The organism is Streptomyces sp. NPDC050315, assembly GCF_040655775.1.
Taxonomy (GTDB): Bacteria; Actinomycetota; Actinomycetes; order Streptomycetales; family Streptomycetaceae; genus Streptomyces.
Genome location: NZ_JBFAKN010000007.1, coordinates 388,905 through 405,754, shown reverse-complemented (window position 1 = coordinate 405,754; position 16,850 = coordinate 388,905). Strand labels below are relative to the sequence as shown.

Below are 16,850 nucleotides of genomic sequence, written 5' to 3'. Positions count from 1 at the left end.
GAATCACCCACATTTTCGGCACATCTGTCCACGGCGACCGCGACGCTTTGCACTGTGACAAACACCGGGACGAATTTCGGCTCCTTGCACGACCCAGACCTCGGCCGGCCCGGCACCCCGCCGGACTGGGCTCGCCGCCCCAATGCGAAGGATCACCTGCGCCTGAAGGCCCGCGCGCTGCGAGAGCAGGGCATGACGTACGACGAGATCAGAGCGGAGCTCGGGGTCTCCAAGAGCTCCATCTCCGCGTGGGTACGCGACTTGCCGAAACCCGCCCCGCGGTGGAAGAAGGTCCCGCAGATGCAGCGCCTGGAGCGGGCCCAGGCCGCCTTCCGCGCGAGTCGGGACGAAGAACGGGAGCGGCTGACGAGCGAGGCTTCGCGACAGGTCGGCGACATCGATGACCGGGAGCTGCTGCTCATCGGAGCCGCCCTCTATTGGGCTGAGGGCTCCAAGGACAAGACCTACGCTCGCCGCGAGAGCCTCACCTTCATCAACAGCGATCCGCACATGATCGAGGTCTATGTGCGTTGGCTGGAGCTGCTCGGCGTCGAGCGGCACCGGATGCGGTGCAGCCTGCACATCCACGACTCCGCCGATCTGACCGAGGCCACCCGGTTCTGGTCCGAGATCACCGGGGTGCCGGCAGAGGACTTCCTCAAGCCGAGCCTCCGGCACGACAACCCCGGAACCAACCGTCTGAACCGGGGACCGTCCTACCGTGGCTGCCTGAGGATCTACGTCACGAACAGTGCTCGGCTGTACCGGCAGGTGGAAGGTTGGTGGCAAGGCATCTCAGGTTGGGCGGCAGCCCCCGGGATCGACCGGCTCTCAGGTATGGTCTGACGCACTGATCCCCCGTGGTGTAACCAGGCAGCACACCAAGTTTTGGTCTTGGCAGGTCAAGGTTCGAATCCTTGCGGGGGAGCCAGGCTGTACAACTGCTCGGTTCGGGTCCTGACGGTGGCGTCGGGACCCGTCCGCGTTTCGGCTGCAATACGCACCGGTATCCTTCGGGTGTCCACCACCCGAAGTAGCCAAGAAGCCGAAGGGCATCCCCGTGAGCGCCAACCGCCCGGCAGCCGTCGTCGTTCTCGCAGCGGGTGAGGGCACCCGCATGAAGTCGGCGACCCCGAAGGTCCTGCACGCGATCTGCGGCCGCTCCCTCGTCGGCCATGTCGTCGCCGCCTCCCGTGAGCTGGACCCCGAGCACCTCGTCGTGGTCGTGGGTCACGCCCGTGAGCAGGTCATCGCGCATCTCGGTGAGATCGACGCGGGCGTCCGTACGGCCGTGCAGGAGGAGCAGAACGGTACGGGGCACGCCGTCCGGATGGGGCTGGAGGAGCTGACCTCCGGCGGTTCCGGTGCGGCCGGTGCACCGGGCGTGGAGCTGGACGGCACCGTGGTCGTCGTGTGCGGCGACACGCCGCTGCTGACCGGGGAGACCCTCAAGAAGCTGTCCGAGACGCACGCCGCCGACGGCAACGCCGTCACCGTGCTGTCGGCCGAGGTGCCGGACGCGACCGGGTACGGCCGGATCGTGCGGGACGAGGCCACGGGGGCCGTCACCGCGATCGTCGAGCACAAGGACGCGAGCGACGCGCAGCGGGCGATCCGGGAGATCAACAGCGGCGTGTTCGCGTTCGACGCGCGGCTGCTGATCGACGCGCTGGGCAAGGTGCGGACGGACAACAGCCAGGGTGAGGAGTACCTCACGGATGTGCTGGGGATCGTGCGGGAGGCCGGGCACCGGGTGGGTGCGGCGGTCGCGGCGGATCACCGGGAGATTCTGGGGATCAACAACCGTGTGCAGCTGGCGGAGGCGCGCCGGCTGCTGAACGACCGGCTGCTGGAAGCGGCGATGCTGGCCGGTGTGACGGTGGTGGATCCGGCGTCGACGTGGGTGGACGCGACGGTGACGTTCGAGCCGGATGCCCTTCTGCACCCCGGTACGCAGCTGCTGGGCAGTACGCATGTGGGGGCGTTCGCCGAGGTGGGTCCGAATTCGCGGCTGGCGGACACGTACGTCGATGAGGGCGCTGTGGTGTCTTTCACGGTGTCGGACGGGGCGCGGGTCGGGCCGGGGGCGAGTGTGGGTCCGTACGCGTATCTGCGTCCGGGTACGGAGCTGGGGCCGAAGTCGAAGGCCGGCACGTATGTGGAGATGAAGAACGCGAAAATCGGTGAGGGTACGAAGGTGCCGCATCTCTCTTATGTGGGGGATGCGACCATTGGCGAGTACACCAACATCGGTGCTGCGAGCGTCTTTGTGAATTACGACGGTGAGGCGAAACATCACACGACGGTGGGGTCTCACTGCAAGACGGGGTCGGACAACATGTTTGTGGCTCCTGTCACGGTCGGGGACGGCGCGTACACCGCGGCGGGCTCCGTGATCACCAAGGATGTGCCCCCGGGTTCGCTGGCTGTCGCGCGTGGTCAGCAGCGGAATATCGAGGGTTGGGTCGCTCGTAAGCGACCGGGAAGCGCCGCCGCGCAGGCCGCTTCGGCTGCTCGTCAGAAGAGTGAGGGCGAGCAGTGACCGGGCAACGGGTGCGCCGTGCGGGGCGTACCGTGATAAGCGCACGCAACGTGGTCGGCGCAGGCAAAGCGCCCTCATGTTTGAGAGCTTGGCAAGGAGATTTGCTGTGACCGGGATCAAGACGACCGGCGAGAAGAAGTTGATGCTCTTCTCCGGCCGCGCCCACCCCGAGCTGGCGGAGGAGGTTGCTCACCAGCTGGGTGTCAGCCTGGTCCCGACGAAGGCTTTCGACTTCGCCAACGGTGAGATCTATATCCGTTATCAGGAGTCGGCGCGTGGTGCGGACTGCTTTTTGATGCAGAGCCACACGGCTCCCATCAATAAGTGGATCATGGAACAGCTGATCATGATTGATGCTCTGAAGCGCGCTTCGGCGCGGAGCATCACCGTGGTCATTCCCTCGTACGGTTATGCCCGTCAGGACAAGAAGCACCGTGGCCGTGAGCCGATTTCGGCGCGTCTGGTGGCGGATCTGCTGAAGACGGCGGGTGCGGACCGCATCGTCACGGTGGATCTGCACACGGACCAGATCCAGGGCTTCTTCGACGGTCCGGTGGACCACCTGTTCGCGCTGCCGGTGCTGGCGGACTACGTGGGCGCGAAGGTGGACCGGAACAAGCTGACGGTCGTCTCTCCCGACGCCGGCCGTGTACGCGTCGCGGACCGCTGGTGCGACCGGCTGGACGCGCCGCTGGCGATCGTGCACAAGCGGCGTGACAAGGACGTGGCGAATCAGGTCACGGTCCACGAGGTCGTGGGCGACGTGCAGGACCGGGTGTGTGTCCTGGTCGACGACATGGTGGACACCGGTGGCACGATCTGCGCCGCGGCCGACGCCCTGTTCGCGAACGGCGCGGCGGACGTCATCGTCACCGCCACGCACGGCATCCTGTCCGGCCCGGCGGCCGACCGCCTGAAGAACTCCAAGGTCAGCGAGTTCGTGTTCACGAACACGCTGCCGACTCCGGGTGAGCTGGAGCTGGACAAGATCACGGTGCTGTCGATGGCCCCGACGATCGCCCGTGCGATCCGCGAGGTCTTCGAGGACGGCTCGGTGACGAGCCTCTTCGAGGAGCAGTGATCCCGGTCCCCGCGTAGGGACTGCGGAGATCGATTTCGAGGGCGGCCTCCCCGCCGGGTAGACTCACGGAGTTGCTCGGCGAGGGAGGCCGTACTCGTATGTACGGCTGTCCGTTATCGACGCGCTCTTCGTAGCAGGTCTGTCGTGGGCCGGGTGACGGTCGTCAGATCCGTTGAAGTACTACGAGGAGTGCATCATGGCCGAGGTCAAGATTTCCGCCGAGCTGCGTACCGAGTTCGGCAAGGGCAGCGCCCGCCGTCTGCGTCGCGAGGACAAGGTTCCCGCGGTGGTTTACGGTCACGGCTCGGAGCCGCGTCACGTGGCGCTGCCGCACCACGACACCCTGATGGCGCTGAAGAACTCGAACGTGCTGATCAGCCTGGACATCGAGGGCAAGCGCGAGCTGGTCATCCCGAAGGCCGTGCAGCGCGCCACGATCCGTCTCGGCATCATCGAGCACGTCGACCTGCTGCTGGTCCGCCAGGGCGAGAAGGTCTCGGTCGAGCTGCCGATCCACACCGAGGGCGAGCTGGCCCCGGGTGGCAACCTGCTCGAGCACGTGCTGAACACCCTGCCGGTCGAGGCCGAGGCCACCCACATCCCCGAGTCGGTCACCGCCGACATCGCGGGTCTGGACGCCGGTCAGTCGGTGCTGGCCAAGGACATCAAGCTGCCGGCCGGTGTCTCCCTGGGCGTCGAGGACGACGCGGTCGTCCTGCAGGTCGTGGCCGCGCAGGCCGAGGCCGCCGCTGAGGGCGAGGGCGAGGCCGAGGAGGGCGCCGAGGCCTGAGCCTCGGACCACCTCTGACGGTCGCCGCGTCCGACGGTTTCCGTCTCTGGTTCTTCCGCCGCCGTCCCGTTCGTTGCGAGCGGGGCGGCGGTTTTTTTACGTACTGTTTCTTACGTGCAGGAGTGCAGCGGTGAGTGAGGACTCGGCGAGCCCGTGGCTGGTGGTGGGGCTGGGTAATCCCGGTCCCGAGTACGCCGCCAATCGCCACAACGTGGGGTTCATGGTGGCCGATCTGCTGGCGGAGCGGATGGGCGGCCGGTTCAAGGCGCACAAGGCGCGGGCGCAGGTGGTGGAGGACCGGATCGGTCCTCCGGGGCCGAACAGCCGGCGGGTGATCGTGGCCAAGCCCTCGTCGTACATGAATCTCTCCGGCGGTCCGGTGACGGCCCTCCGCGACTTCTACAAGATCCCGGTGTCGCACATCGTGGCGGTCCACGATGAGCTGGACATCGATTACGGGGCGCTGCGGCTGAAGCTGGGTGGCGGGGACAACGGTCACAACGGGCTGAAGTCGATGACGAAGTCGATGGGTGCCGAGTACCACCGGGTGCGGTTCGGGATCGGGCGGCCGCCGGGGCGGATGCAGGTGGCGGACTTTGTGCTGAAGGACTTCTCGTCGGCGGAGCGCAAGGAGCTGGACTTCTTCGTGGACCGGGCGGCGGATGCGGTGGAGGCGCTGGTCACAGAGGGGTTGGAACGGGCGCAATCGGCCTACAACTCCTGAGCGGGACAGTGCGGGACGACGCCTGACGAAGCGTTCTGATCGAGTTGACCGGGCGTACTCGCATGACCAAGGATCGCCGCCATGTCCAGGACAGGTTCGACAGGGTCCAAGAAGCGCAGCCGTACCAAGCGGGCGGGTGAGAGCGCGTTCGGGCTGCTGCTCGTCGTGAAGAACCTGCTGATGGCGCTGCTCGCGCTGCTGCTGTTGGTGGCGGGCGGGTGGACGTCGTGGGGTACGGCGCAGTACGCGATGCTCGTGGGCGCGAAGGAGCGCGGCACGATGACGGTGGCGTCGTGCGGCGAGGAGAGCTGCTGGGGTCCGTACGTGCCGACGGGCGGGGACGGTGAGCGGCGGGCGAAGGTCGTGCTCGCGGAGGCGGCGGCTCCGGAGAAGGGGCAGCTGGTCGAGGTGACGGTGGAGCCCGATACGGATCGTGCGGTGCGTACGGGGCCGGGCGGCATTCTGTACGCGTGGGCGCCGCTGGGCGGGGCGCTGCTGCTGGCTTCGCTGGTGGTGGCCGGGGGGCTTCGTATGAGGCGGACGGCGTGGGGCGTCGGTCTGGCGGGGGCCGCGTTGCTGGTGGCGGCGTTCGTGACGCTGTGAGGCTGTGAGTTGAGCCGAAAGGGCCGGGCGCCGCGGGGAGCGGCGCCCGGCCCTTTCGTGTGCGGCAGGTCAGCCGGTGTTGCGCAGACCCGCCGCGACACCGTTGACGGTGAGCAGCAGGGCCCGGGCCAGTACCGGATCGGCTTCCTCGCCGCGCTGGGCGGCCTCGCGCTGGCGGGCGAGGAGGGAGACCTGGAGGTAGGACAGCGGGTCCAGGTAGGCGTCGCGGATGCGGAAGGTCTGCTGGAGGACGGGGTTGGCCTCCAGCAGTTCGGTCTCCTGCGTGATGCGCAGGACTTCCTGGACGGTGAGCTCGTGCTCGGCCTTGATGACGTCGAAGATGTGCTTGAGCTCGTCGGGCACGAGGGTGTCGACGTAGTGCTGGGCGATCCGCAGGTCGGTCTTGGCCAGCGTCATTTCGACGTTGGACAGGAAGTTGCGGAAGAAGTGCCAGTGCTCGTGCATCTCGTCGAGCACGGAGTCCAGGCCGGCCTCGCGCGCCGCCTTCAGGCCCGTACCGACGCCGAACCAGCCGGGGACGATCTGGCGGGACTGGGTCCAGCCGAAGACCCACGGGATGGCCCGGAGGCCGTCGAGGGAGACGCCCGAGCCGGGACGGCGGGAGGGCCGCGAGCCCAGGTGCAGGTCAGCGAGCTGGTCGACGGGGGTCGAGGCGAGGAAGTAGGTCGGCAGGTCCGGGTCCTCGACAAGCTTGCGGTACGCGCCGTGGGCGGCCTCGGAGACCTTCTCCATGGCCGCGTCCCAGCGGGCCAGCGCCTCGTCGGACTGGCGCGGCGCGGTGTGCAGGGCGGATGCCTGCAGGGTGGCCGCGACGGTCAGTTCCAGGTTTTCGCGGGCCAGGGACGGCACGAGGTACTTGTCGGAGATGACCTCGCCCTGCTCGGTGACCTTGATCTCGCCTTCGAGGGTGCCGTAGGGCTGGGCGAGGATCGCGTCGTGGGAGGGGCCGCCGCCGCGGCCGACGGTGCCGCCGCGGCCGTGGAAGAGGCGCAGTCGTACGCCGTGCCGGTGGGCGACGTCGCGGAGGAGTCGCTGGGCGCGGTGGATCTCCCACTGGGAGGTGGTGATGCCGCCGAACTTGGAGGAGTCCGAGTAACCGAGCATGACCTCCTGGACGTCGTCGCGGAGGGCGACGAGGCGTCGGTAGGAGGGGTCGGAGAGCATCTCGTCCAGGAGCTGGTCGGCGATCTTCAGCTCGTCGGTGGTCTCCAGGAGGGGGACGATGCCGACCTTGGCCCAGCCTGCGTGCAGGTCGATGAGGCCGGCTTCGCGGGCGAGGACGGCGGCGGCGAAGACGTCGTCGGAGCCGGCGCACATGGAGATGATGTACGACTCGATGACCTCGGGGCCGAAGGTGGCCTTGGCCTTGCGGATGGTCTCGAAGACGCCGAGGGTCTTGGCTCCGGCCGCGTCCAGCGGGGCGGGGGTGGAGGCCAGCGGGCGGCGCGAGCGCAGTTCCTTGGCGAGGAGCTTGCGGCGGTAGTCGCGTGGCATGTCGACGTAGCGCCAGGATTCCTCGCCGAGGCGGTCGAAGAGCTGGCCGAGGGCGTGGTGGTGGGCGTCGGCGTGTTCGCGGACGTCCATGGTGGCGAGCTGCAGGCCGAACGCGGCGATCGTACGGATCGTGCGCTCCAGGCGGCCGTCGGCGACGAGGCCGCCGCGGTGCTCGCGCAGCGAGGTCTGCAGCAGGGTGAGGTCGTCGAGGAGCTCGCCGGTGCCGAGGTAGTCGCGCCCGGTGACGTGCGGGGTGTCGTTGGCCAGGCGCTCGCGGGTGTTGACGAGCTTCTGGCGGATGCAGGTGGCCTTGAGGCGGTAGGGCTCCTCGGAGTTCAGCCGCTTGTAGCGGGGGCTGATCTCGGGGAGGAGTTCCAGATCCTGCTGGAGGGAGGCGAGGAGTTCCTCGGTGGCGCCGCAGTTGCGGATGGAGTTCGAGAGGGCGCCGCGCAGCTCGTCGATGTGCTCCAGCGCGTCGGTGATGCCGTGCTCGTGCTGGAGGATGAGGACGTCCCAGGTCACCTGGGGGGTGACGTTGGGGTTGCCGTCGCGGTCGCCGCCGATCCAGGTGCCGAAGGTGAGGGGGCGGGTGCCGGGCGGCAGCTTGACGCCGGCCCGCTCCAGCTCGGCGGCGAGGTCTTCGAGGACGTCGCCGACGGCGCCGCGGCCGAGCTCGTCGAGGTAATAGATCGCGTTCCGGGCCTCGTCGGTGGGCTCCGGGCGCGCGACGCGCAGCTCGTCGGTCTGCCAGATCAGGTCGATGTTCTCGGCGAGGCGGAGGTCGGCGCGGCGGCGGTCGCCGGCGTCGGTGGTCTCCAGCAGCTCGGCGACCTTGCGGAGCTTGGTGAGGACGGAGCGGCGGGCGGCCTCGGTGGGGTGGGCCGTGAAGACGGGGCGTACGCCGAGGTGGGCCGCGGTCTGGCGGAGGTGCTCGGGGTCGGCGTCCTTGAGCATGTCGGCGGTGCGGGCGAGGATGCCGCCCTCCGCGGCGCGGCGGGCGCGCAGCTCGCGGCCGCGGTGCACCTGCTCGGTGACGTTGGCGAGGTGGAAGTACGTGGAGAAGGCCCGCACGAGCTTGGTGGCGGTGATCAGGTCGGTGTCGCCGAGGAGCTCGGCGGCGGCCTCGCCGTCGGTGCGCGTCAAGGCGCGTACGCGTTCCACCAGATCGAGGAGCTCGGGACCTTCCTGGCGTACGAGCGTCTCGCCGAGGAGGTCGCCGAGGCGGCGGATGTCGGCGCGCAGGGCGCCGTTGCCGGTGTCGGCCGCGTCAGGGGCGCCGGGGCGCGGGGTCTGCTGTGCGGCGTCGGGAGAGATGTCGGCACTGCTCACAGGTGCGGCTCCTTGCAGTGTTGAGCACGTCTGGGCTGGTGGGTGTCTTGTGGACACTCCTTTGTGGCGGGTTGCGGACCGCGCTGTCCGACGCCTCAAGAATAGATCTCCGCTTTTCGGGCGGTCATACCGTCCGCTCTGTGAGAGGGACTGTCGGGCCGGTCACACCCTTGTACGGTGTGGCGGCACTGCCATACTTACGAGACCGTAGGTTACGGAACCGTAGCCATGCCCCTGACCCCCAGCGAGGGACACCACATGACCGCTGGCCCTGAAGTCGTCGAGAAAACCCCGAAGACCGCCGAGAGCGCGCTGCCGCCCGCGACGCTGGGCGGCGACAGCAAACGCTCCGTGGAACAGCTCGCGCTGCTGCTGTTCATCACCGTGCCGTTCCTGGCGCTGGTGGCCGCGGTGCCACTGGCCTGGGGCTGGGGCGTGAGCTGGCTCGATCTGGGGCTGCTGGTGGCGATGTACTTCATCGGCTGCCACGGCATCACGATCGGTTTCCACCGCTATTTCACGCATGGATCGTTCAAGGCGAAGCGGCCACTGCGGATCGCGCTGGCGATCATGGGGTCGCTGGCGGTGGAGGGTCCGCTGGTGCGATGGGTGGCGGATCACCGCCGGCACCACAAGTTCTCCGATGCGGAGGGTGACCCGCATTCGCCGTGGCGTTACGGCGAGACCGTGCCGGCCCTGCTGAAGGGCCTGTGGTGGGCGCACATGGCGTGGATGTTCGACGAGGAGCAGACGCCGCAGCACAAGTTCGCGCCGGATCTGATCAAGGACTCGGCGATCCGCCGGATCTCTCGCCAGTTCGTCCTGTGGACGTCGGTGTCGCTGCTGATCCCGCCGCTGGTCGGCGGTCTGGTGACGATGTCGTGGTGGGGCGCGTTCACCGCGTTCTTCTGGGGCTCCCTGGTGCGGGTGGCGCTGCTGCACCACGTCACGTGGTCGATCAACTCCATCTGCCACGCCGTGGGCAAGCGTCCCTTCAAGTCGCGGGACCGCTCCGGGAACGTGTGGTGGCTGGCGATCCTGTCCTGCGGTGAGTCCTGGCACAACCTGCACCACGCGGACCCGACCTGTGCGCGGCACGGCGTGCTGAAGGGGCAGCTGGATTCCAGTGCGCGGCTGATCCGCTGGTTCGAGCAGCTGGGGTGGGCGTACGACGTGCGGTGGCCGAACGCCTCGCGGATCGACTCCCGGCGCCAGGAGAACGACTCCCGCCGAAAGGACAAGGCCGCGCAGGCGGCATGATTGACGGGTGGCGATCGATGGCAGCAGCGTGAGTGGCAGTAAGGACAGGGCGTCTTCCGGTGCGGGCGCGCGGCGTGTGCGCCGGGTCCGCATGACGGGCAAGGAGCGCCGGGAGCAGCTGCTGGACATCGGGCGCACGGTGTTCGCCGAGCGGGGCTTCGAGGGCACGTCGGTGGAGGAGATCGCGGCGAAGGCCGGGGTGTCCAAGCCGGTGGTGTACGAGCACTTCGGCGGTAAGGAAGGGCTGTACGCGGTCGTCGTGGACCGCGAGATGCGGCAGCTGCTGGACATGGTGACGGGTGCCCTGACCGCGGGGCACCCGCGTGAGCTGCTGGAACAGGCGGCGTTCGCGCTCCTGGACTACATCGAGACGTACACCGACGGCTTCCGCATCCTGGTGCGGGACTCCCCCGTCGCTCAGTCGACGGGCACGTTCGCGTCACTGATCAGCGACATCGCCACGCAGGTCGAGGACATCCTGGGCCTGGAGTTCAAGGCCCGCGGCTTCGACCCGAAGCTGGCGCCGCTGTATGCGCAGGCGCTGGTCGGGATGGTGGCGCTGACGGGCCAGTGGTGGCTGGACGTACGCAAGCCGAAGAAAGCGGAAGTCGCCGCGCATCTGGTGAATCTCGCCTGGCACGGGCTGGACGGGCTGGAGCCGAAACCGCGGCTGATAGGCCATCGCAAGGCGTGACCTCTCGTCACACGCGCCCCAAAGTTCACCCGAAAGAGTGAGCAGCGCAGGCGACCCGCGCGCGCCGGGTCAGGACAGGGGTTCGAGGAATTCCAGCCGGTTGCCGACGGGGTCGTGGGAGTAGAAACGGCGGTGGCCCGGGAGGTTGTCGTCCCAGGTGAGGTCCGCGCCGTGGGCGGCGAGCCGGGCGGCGAGGGCGTCGATGTCCGTGACGAGGATGCCGGGGTGGGCCTTGGCCGCGGGCCGGAAGGCATCCTCGATGCCGACATGGAGCCGGACCGTACCGGCCTCGAACCAGCAGCCTCCGCATGGGGCAAGCGCGGCCGGCTTGGCGACCCGGGCCATGCCCAGCGCGCCCTCGTAGTACCGGCACAGGGCTTCCTCGGAGCCGGGCGGCGCGGCGAGCTGGACGTGGTCGAGGCCGGTGATCATGCGCTCAGATCTCCTTACGGGCCACGGCGAAGATCCGCCGGAAGGGGAAGACCGTGCCGTGCGGGCCGGTCGGATAGGCCTTGCGCAGCAGGTCGCGGTACTGGTCGAGGAATTCCGCCGCCGTTTCGGCGTCGCCGTCCAGGGCGGTGAGGACGGGGCGCAGCGCGGTGCCCTTCACCCAGTCCAGTACCGGGTCCTCGCCCTGCAGGACCTGGACGTAGGTGGTCTCCCAGGCGTCCGCCGCGCAGCCGAGGTCGATCAGCCGCTCGAGGTACTCCTCCGGCTGCAGGATGTGCACGAAGCGCCGGCCCTTGTCGCCGAGGCGGGTGCGCCACTGAGGGCTCTCGCACAGCTCGCCGAGGAGGGCGTGGCTGGGGGAGGTGAAGTTGCCGGGGACCTGGAGGGCGAGGGTGCCGCCGGGGGCGAGGGAGTCGATCCAGAGGGCGAACGAGTCGGCGTGGCCGGGGACCCACTGCAGTGCCGCGTTGGAGACGATGAGGTCGAAGGGTTCGTCGGGGATCCACGTGGCCGCGTCGGCGGGGGCGAAGTCCAGGTGGCCGCCGCCGGGGGTGGGGCCCGCGTAGGACTGGGCCCGGGCCAGCATGTCGGCGGAGCTGTCGAAGCCGGTGATGTGCGCGTCGGGCCAGCGGTCGGCTATCAGGGCCGTGACGTTGCCGGGGCCGCAGCCCAGGTCGGCGATGCGCGGGCGGCGGGCGGCGGGCAGCTCGGGTATCCGGGCGAGCAGGTCGAGGAAGGGGCGGGTGCGGTGGGTCGCGTGGCGGAGATACTGCTGTGGGTCCCAGGTCGGCGCAACGTGCGTGTCGTGCATGGTCGAACCCCTCTGCTGGTACGGGCCTAGGCCGGTGGAGCAGGAACTGCTGCCGACGCTGCCCAATCGTCCAGCAAAATATATCTTGACGTCAAGAGACTTCACGTCGACACAACCACTACACTGATCGTCATGGAGGACGAGGTCGACCGACTGGTCGCAGCATGGCGCCGCGAGCGCCCCGACCTCGATGTGGAACCACTCGAGGTGCTCAGCCGTATCAGCCGGCTCGCCCGGCATCTCGACCGCGCGCGCCGGCTGGCCTTCTCCGAGGTCGGCCTGGAGCCCTGGGAGTTCGACGTGCTCACCGCGCTGCGGCGCGCGGGGTCTCCGTACCAGCTCTCGCCCGGCCAGCTGCTCACCCAGACGCTGGTCACCTCCGGCACGATGACCAACCGTATCGACCGGCTCGCCAAGAAGGGCCTCGTCGAGCGGCTGCCCGACCCGAGTGACCGGCGCGGCGTCCTCGTCCGCCTTACCTCGGAGGGCCGGGACCGGGCGGATCAGTCGCTCGCCGGGCTGCTCACCCAGGAGCGGGCGATCCTGGCCGAGCTTTCGCGCGGCGAGCGCGCGGAACTTGCGGGGTTGCTGCGGCAGTTGACGGCACCTTTCGACAACATTCCGGGCTAGCGCCCCGTCAGGGGCGCGGGGAACTGCGCGACCAGCCGTCGCGGCGCGGCACCGGGCCACCGGGCTGCTCGGGAAGTGGCCTCCGGGCCCAGGGGTGGGCATACCTCGGCGGCCGAGCGCGGCACCGTTGCGGCTGAGCGCGCAGTTCCCCGCGCCCCTTACGGGGCGCGCCCCCTTGCCTGGCGCGGCGTGCGTCCACTTGGATCGCGGCCATGAGCCAGCAGCGCACCGCGCAGCCTGACGCGCCGCCCGCAGGGCAACGGTTCGGCGGACGTACCCACCTCGTCACCGGCGCAGCCTCCGGCATCGGGGCCGCCACCGCTGACCGGCTCGCCGCCGAAGGCGCCCGCGTGCTTCTCCTCGACGTCGACGACGATCGAGGAGAGCGCACCGCGCGCCGGATCCGGGCCGCCGGCGGCACCGCCTCCTACGAGCACTGCGACGTCACCGACGAGGCCGCCTGGCAGCGCGCCGTGGCCGCCGCCCGGGGCCGGTACGGACCTGTCGACGGCCTGGTGTCCAACGCCTTCACCCGCTACGTCGCGCCCGCCGACCGCACCCCGCGCGCCGACTGGGACCACCAGCTCGCCGTCAACCTCACCGGCGCGTTCCTCGGCGTACGGGCGGCCCTGGACGACCTGCGCGCGCGGCAGGGCGCGGTCGTGCTGACCTCCTCCGTGCACGCCCGCTTCGGGCTGCCGGGGCGGCCCGCGTACGCCGCGTCCAAGGCGGGCCTGACCGGCCTCGCCCGCCAGCTGGCCGTGGAGTACGGGCCCGACGTACGGGTGAACTCCGTGCTGCCCGGTCCCGTCCTCACCCCCGCGTGGGAAGGCATCGCCGAGGAGGACCGCCGGGCCACCGCCGCCGAGACCGCGGCGGCCCGGCTCGGCCGCCCCGAGGAGGTCGCCGCCGCGATCGCCTTCCTGCTCTCGCCGGACGCCTCCTTCGTCACCGGCGCGAGCCTCGTCGTCGACGGCGGGTGGAGCGTCCTGAAGAACTCGTCCTGACCAACCGCAGCGAGTACTCGTCCAACAGCACAGCAGCGAACAGCGACCACGCGATCCGACAAGCCCCCAGGGGGGAGCGCGCGATGGGAATCCGGTTCGGCGGGGACTACAACCCCGAGCAGTGGCCCGAGGACGTACGGGCCGAGGACCTCGTCCTCATGAAGCAGGCGCACGTCACGATGGTGACCGCCGGGATCTTCTCCTGGGCGGGGGTCGAACCCCGGCCCGGTACCTATGACTTCGGCTGGTTCGACCGCGTCATGGACGGCCTCGGCCAGGCCGGTATCGCGGTCTGCCTGGCCACCATGACCGCCTCACCACCGCCCTGGCTCGCCCACCGGCACCCCGAGATCCTCCCCGAGGACGCCGACGGCACCCGCCGCTGGCCCGGCGCCCGGCAGCACTACTGCCCCTCCAGCCCGGTCTACCGCGAACACGCCGTCCGCCTCGTCGAACGCCTCGCCCACCGCTACGCCGATCACCCCGCGCTCGCCGTGTGGCACATCGGCAACGAGTACGGCTGCCACACCCGGCAGTGCTACTGCGACGTCTCGGCCCACGACTTCCGCCGCTGGCTGCGCGAGCGCTACGGCACGATCGAGGCCCTCAACGACGCCTGGTCCACCGCCTTCTGGTCGCAGGGCTACGGCGACTTCGAGGAGGTGCTGCCGCCCCGTGCCGCGCCCGCCGCCGCCAATCCGGCGCAGCAGCTGGACTACCTCCGCTTCAGCGATGACGCGCTGCGCGCCTGCTACCTGGCAGAGAAGGAGGTGCTGGGCAGGGTCACCCCGGGCGTGCCGGTGACGACCAATCTGATGCCGGACCACAAGCCCGTCGACGCCTTCGCCTGGGCCCGCGACATGGATGTCATGGCGCTGGACTTCTATCAGGATCCCTATGACCCGGACGATCACATTCGCGCCGCGTACAACTTTGATCTGATGCGCTCGGCACGCGAGGGGCAGCCGTGGCAGCTGCTCGAACAGGCCCCCGGGGCCGTCAACTGGCGTCCCCGCAACGGCCCCAAGCCGCCCGGCGCGATGCGCCTGTGGAGCTGGCAGGCCGTCGCCCAGGGTGCGGACGCGGTGCTCTTCTTCCAGTGGCGGCAGTCGCTCGGCGGCGCCGAGAAGTTCCACTCCGCGATGGTCCCGCACGGCGGCACCGGCACCCGGATCTTCCGCGAGGTCACCGAGCTGGGGCGGGAGCTGGCCGCCGTACCGGGCATCGAGGGCACCCGCTCCGAGGCACAGGTCGCGCTGCTCGCCGACTGGGACAGCCGGCGCGCGCTGGAGCTGGACTCCCGCCCGTCCACGGCGTTGGAGGCTCCTGAGCGGGCCCTGGCCCACTACCGTCCGCTCTTCGAGGCGGGCGTCGCCTGCGACGTCGTACCGCCGGACCGGGAGCTGGCCGGGTACCGCCTGGTCGTCGTCCCCAACCTGTACCTGCTGCGCGCCGAGGACGCCGAGCGGCTGGCCGCCTATGTACGCGACGGCGGGCACCTGCTGGTGTCGTTCTTCTCCGGCATCGTCGACGCGCACGACCGGGTGCATCCCGGCGGCTATCCGGCGCCGCTGCGCGAGGTACTGGGGCTGCGGGTCGAGGAGTTCTGGCCGCTGGACGAGCGGGCTGTCGTGCCGCTGCGCGGGCGGTACGCCGGGCGCGCCGACCTCTGGGCGGAGGACATCGTCCTGGAGGGCGCGGGCTCCGTCGTGGACTTCCTGTACGACGGGCTACGGCCCGCGATCACCCGGCACGGCTACGGCCGGGGCACCGCCTGGTACGTCGGCACGCGTCCCGACCCGGCGCTGATGCGGAACCTGATGGACGACGTACGGGAGGCGGCGGGCGTCACGCCCGTACTGCCGGGGCTGCCGCCCGGCGTACAGGCCACCGTGCGCTCCGATGCCCGCGCGCGGTATCTCTTCCTGCTCAACCACGGGCAGGAGCCGGCCGAGGTGGCGCTGGAGCGGCCCATGACCGACGCGCTGGCGCAGGCCGCGCAGCAGGCCACGCCGCGGACGGGAGCCGTGCATCACCTCACCCTGCCCGCCCGCGGCGTGGCCGTCCTGACGGAACCGGGCCCCGAGGAGGGCGGTTCCTGATCCGCGGCCCCGGACGGCAGGGCGGTCAGGGTCTGCCGGCGGCCGTACCCGTGCGGCCGCCGGCCGCCGTACCGGCCGGGGCGCGGCCGCCGGTCCACGCGCGCCTCACGGCACCGAGACCGACGCCGACGGCACCGGCTGCGCCGCCGGGGACGACGGGGGCGGCTCCAGCTCGACCGGCCCCACCCCGGCCCGGCGCGCCAGCGCCACCGCCGCGAGCGTGGAGTGCACGCCGAGCTTGCCCAGGACGTTCTGCATGTGCGTACGGACCGTGTGCGGCGAGAGGAACAGCCGCTCCGCGACCGCCTTGCGGCCGAGCCCGGCGACCATGCAGCGCAGTACCTCGCGCTCGCGCGGTGTCAGCGACTCGACCAGCCGCTCGCTCTCCGTGCGGTGCTTGCGGGCCGCGGTCAGCTCCCGCAGTACACCCGTGAGAAGCGCGGGCGGCAGATGCGTCTCGTCCCGCAGCACGCCGCGGATCACGGCCAGCAGGCGGGAGAGCGAGCAGTCCTTCGCGACCCAGCCGCCGGCCCCGGCCTGCAGCGCGGACGCGGCCCTGCGCGGGTCGTCCTTCTCCGCGAGCACCACGGCGCGCACCATCGGATGCGCGGTGCGGACCGAGGTGACCAGCGAAATACCGTCCACGGGCGCGCCGTCGGCCGCGCCGTCGCGGTGGCCCTGCGGCCGTATCGGGACGGCCGCGAGCGGTGCGACGGCGGCGCCGAGGTCGGCGTCGACGAGCATGACGTCGAAGCGCCGGCCTTCGGAGGCCGCCCGCTCCAGACTGCGCAGGGCCGCCGGTCCGCTCCCGGCCGCCGCCACGTCCACGTCCTGTTCGGCCGCGAGGGCTGCCGCCAGGGACTCGGCAAAAATGCGGTGGTCGTCGACCACCAAGACCCGGATGCGTTGCACTGAGGACCCCCTGTCTCGGGGAAACGGGCAGAAACGGTACGTGCGCCCGGGGACGGGGTCGCCGCAGTGGCACGGCCGCCGCCGTGCTGCGTCGCTGTCCCGTCCCGGGCGCCGTACCCTCACCTCCCCGCGCCGTTCGGCGGAGAGGGTCCAGCTCGCCCCCTGATCGGCACCGGCCCCCACCGGTGCTCTGTTCAGCGTACGTACGGGGTCCGGCAACGGAAGCCGATTGGCAAAACTGCCCGACCCATGTGTTCAGGGTGGTGCAGCCGGACCACCACGAGGCACCAGTAGCGGGTGATCGGCTCATTCCGACCGGTTACCGCCGGACGCCGGCGGGGCAATCGGCCAGTCGCCCGGAGCGGCTGACAGTGCGTCGGGGGTGTGCGGGGGCGTGCGG

At 70.3% G+C, this 16,850-nt stretch carries 15 protein-coding genes and 1 tRNA gene; 12 read left to right on the top strand and 4 right to left on the bottom strand.

All coding sequences use genetic code 11. The features are described 5' to 3' along the window. Nucleotides 1–54: 54 nt before the first annotated feature. From AB0I82_RS27290 to AB0I82_RS27260, 7 genes are all read left to right on the top strand, one after another. A complete protein-coding gene (locus AB0I82_RS27290; protein ID WP_363259966.1) occupies nucleotides 55–846 on the top strand; it encodes a helix-turn-helix transcriptional regulator in 792 nt (263 codons plus the stop codon). 8 nt (nucleotides 847–854) lie between these two features. Beyond that, a tRNA-Gln gene (locus tag AB0I82_RS27285) sits at nucleotides 855–931 on the top strand. Nucleotides 932–1,060: 129 nt separating this feature from the next. Continuing rightward, complete coding sequence (gene glmU, locus AB0I82_RS27280; protein ID WP_363259965.1) at nucleotides 1,061–2,542, top strand: bifunctional UDP-N-acetylglucosamine diphosphorylase/glucosamine-1-phosphate N-acetyltransferase GlmU; 1,482 nt, start codon at nucleotides 1,061–1,063, stop codon at nucleotides 2,540–2,542. A gap of 106 nt (nucleotides 2,543–2,648) precedes the next feature. After that, nucleotides 2,649–3,623 carry a ribose-phosphate diphosphokinase gene (locus tag AB0I82_RS27275; RefSeq protein WP_030262165.1) on the top strand — a complete coding sequence of 325 codons (975 nt, stop codon included), beginning with the start codon at nucleotides 2,649–2,651 and terminating at the stop codon, nucleotides 3,621–3,623. A gap of 196 nt (nucleotides 3,624–3,819) precedes the next feature. Beyond that, nucleotides 3,820–4,413: a 50S ribosomal protein L25/general stress protein Ctc gene (locus tag AB0I82_RS27270; protein ID WP_363259964.1), complete on the top strand. Its 594-nt coding sequence runs from the start codon at nucleotides 3,820–3,822 to the stop codon at nucleotides 4,411–4,413. A gap of 130 nt (nucleotides 4,414–4,543) precedes the next feature. Beyond that, entirely contained in the window at nucleotides 4,544–5,137 is a 594-nt protein-coding gene (gene pth, locus AB0I82_RS27265) for an aminoacyl-tRNA hydrolase (protein WP_363259963.1), read from the top strand. Nucleotides 5,138–5,218: 81 nt separating this feature from the next. Continuing rightward, nucleotides 5,219–5,740, top strand: a complete 522-nt coding sequence (locus tag AB0I82_RS27260) for a hypothetical protein (protein ID WP_363259962.1) — start codon at nucleotides 5,219–5,221, stop codon at nucleotides 5,738–5,740. A 69-nt stretch (nucleotides 5,741–5,809) separates the two neighbouring features. Here the strand turns inward: AB0I82_RS27260 and ppc are convergent, their stop codons facing one another. After that, nucleotides 5,810–8,497 carry a phosphoenolpyruvate carboxylase gene (gene ppc / locus AB0I82_RS27255; protein WP_363260026.1) on the bottom strand — a complete coding sequence of 896 codons (2,688 nt, stop codon included), beginning with the start codon at nucleotides 8,495–8,497 and terminating at the stop codon, nucleotides 5,810–5,812. 345 nt (nucleotides 8,498–8,842) lie between these two features. Here ppc and AB0I82_RS27250 point away from each other — a divergent pair, with 345 nt between their 5' ends. Next, entirely contained in the window at nucleotides 8,843–9,844 is a 1,002-nt protein-coding gene (locus AB0I82_RS27250; protein WP_363259961.1) for a fatty acid desaturase, read from the top strand. Between the two features lie 7 nt (nucleotides 9,845–9,851). Then, entirely contained in the window at nucleotides 9,852–10,538 is a 687-nt protein-coding gene (locus AB0I82_RS27245) for a TetR/AcrR family transcriptional regulator (protein ID WP_363259960.1), read from the top strand. Between the two features lie 69 nt (nucleotides 10,539–10,607). Here AB0I82_RS27245 and AB0I82_RS27240 read toward each other — a convergent pair whose 3' ends face one another. Continuing rightward, nucleotides 10,608–10,970, bottom strand: a complete 363-nt coding sequence (locus AB0I82_RS27240; RefSeq protein WP_363259959.1) for a VOC family protein — start codon at nucleotides 10,968–10,970, stop codon at nucleotides 10,608–10,610. Nucleotides 10,971–10,974: 4 nt separating this feature from the next. Continuing rightward, complete coding sequence (locus AB0I82_RS27235) at nucleotides 10,975–11,799, bottom strand: trans-aconitate 2-methyltransferase (protein ID WP_363259958.1); 825 nt, start codon at nucleotides 11,797–11,799, stop codon at nucleotides 10,975–10,977. A gap of 132 nt (nucleotides 11,800–11,931) precedes the next feature. Here AB0I82_RS27235 and AB0I82_RS27230 point away from each other — a divergent pair, with 132 nt between their 5' ends. The 3 genes from AB0I82_RS27230 to AB0I82_RS27220 all read left to right on the top strand — a co-directional run bounded on the left by AB0I82_RS27230 (nucleotide 11,932) and on the right by AB0I82_RS27220 (nucleotide 15,538). Further along, nucleotides 11,932–12,429 (top strand): MarR family transcriptional regulator, encoded by a 498-nt coding sequence (locus AB0I82_RS27230; RefSeq protein WP_363259957.1) that lies wholly within the window; start codon nucleotides 11,932–11,934, stop codon nucleotides 12,427–12,429. A gap of 212 nt (nucleotides 12,430–12,641) precedes the next feature. Then, entirely contained in the window at nucleotides 12,642–13,436 is a 795-nt protein-coding gene (locus tag AB0I82_RS27225; RefSeq protein WP_363259956.1) for an SDR family NAD(P)-dependent oxidoreductase, read from the top strand. 83 nt (nucleotides 13,437–13,519) lie between these two features. Beyond that, complete coding sequence (locus AB0I82_RS27220; RefSeq protein WP_363259955.1) at nucleotides 13,520–15,538, top strand: beta-galactosidase; 2,019 nt, start codon at nucleotides 13,520–13,522, stop codon at nucleotides 15,536–15,538. Between the two features lie 105 nt (nucleotides 15,539–15,643). On the opposite strand, the gene AB0I82_RS27215 is transcribed toward AB0I82_RS27220, so the two are convergent. Beyond that, on the bottom strand, nucleotides 15,644–16,450 hold the full coding sequence (locus AB0I82_RS27215) for a response regulator transcription factor (protein WP_037960603.1): 807 nt from the start codon (nucleotides 16,448–16,450) through the stop codon (nucleotides 15,644–15,646). Nucleotides 16,451–16,850: the final 400 nt, after the last annotated feature.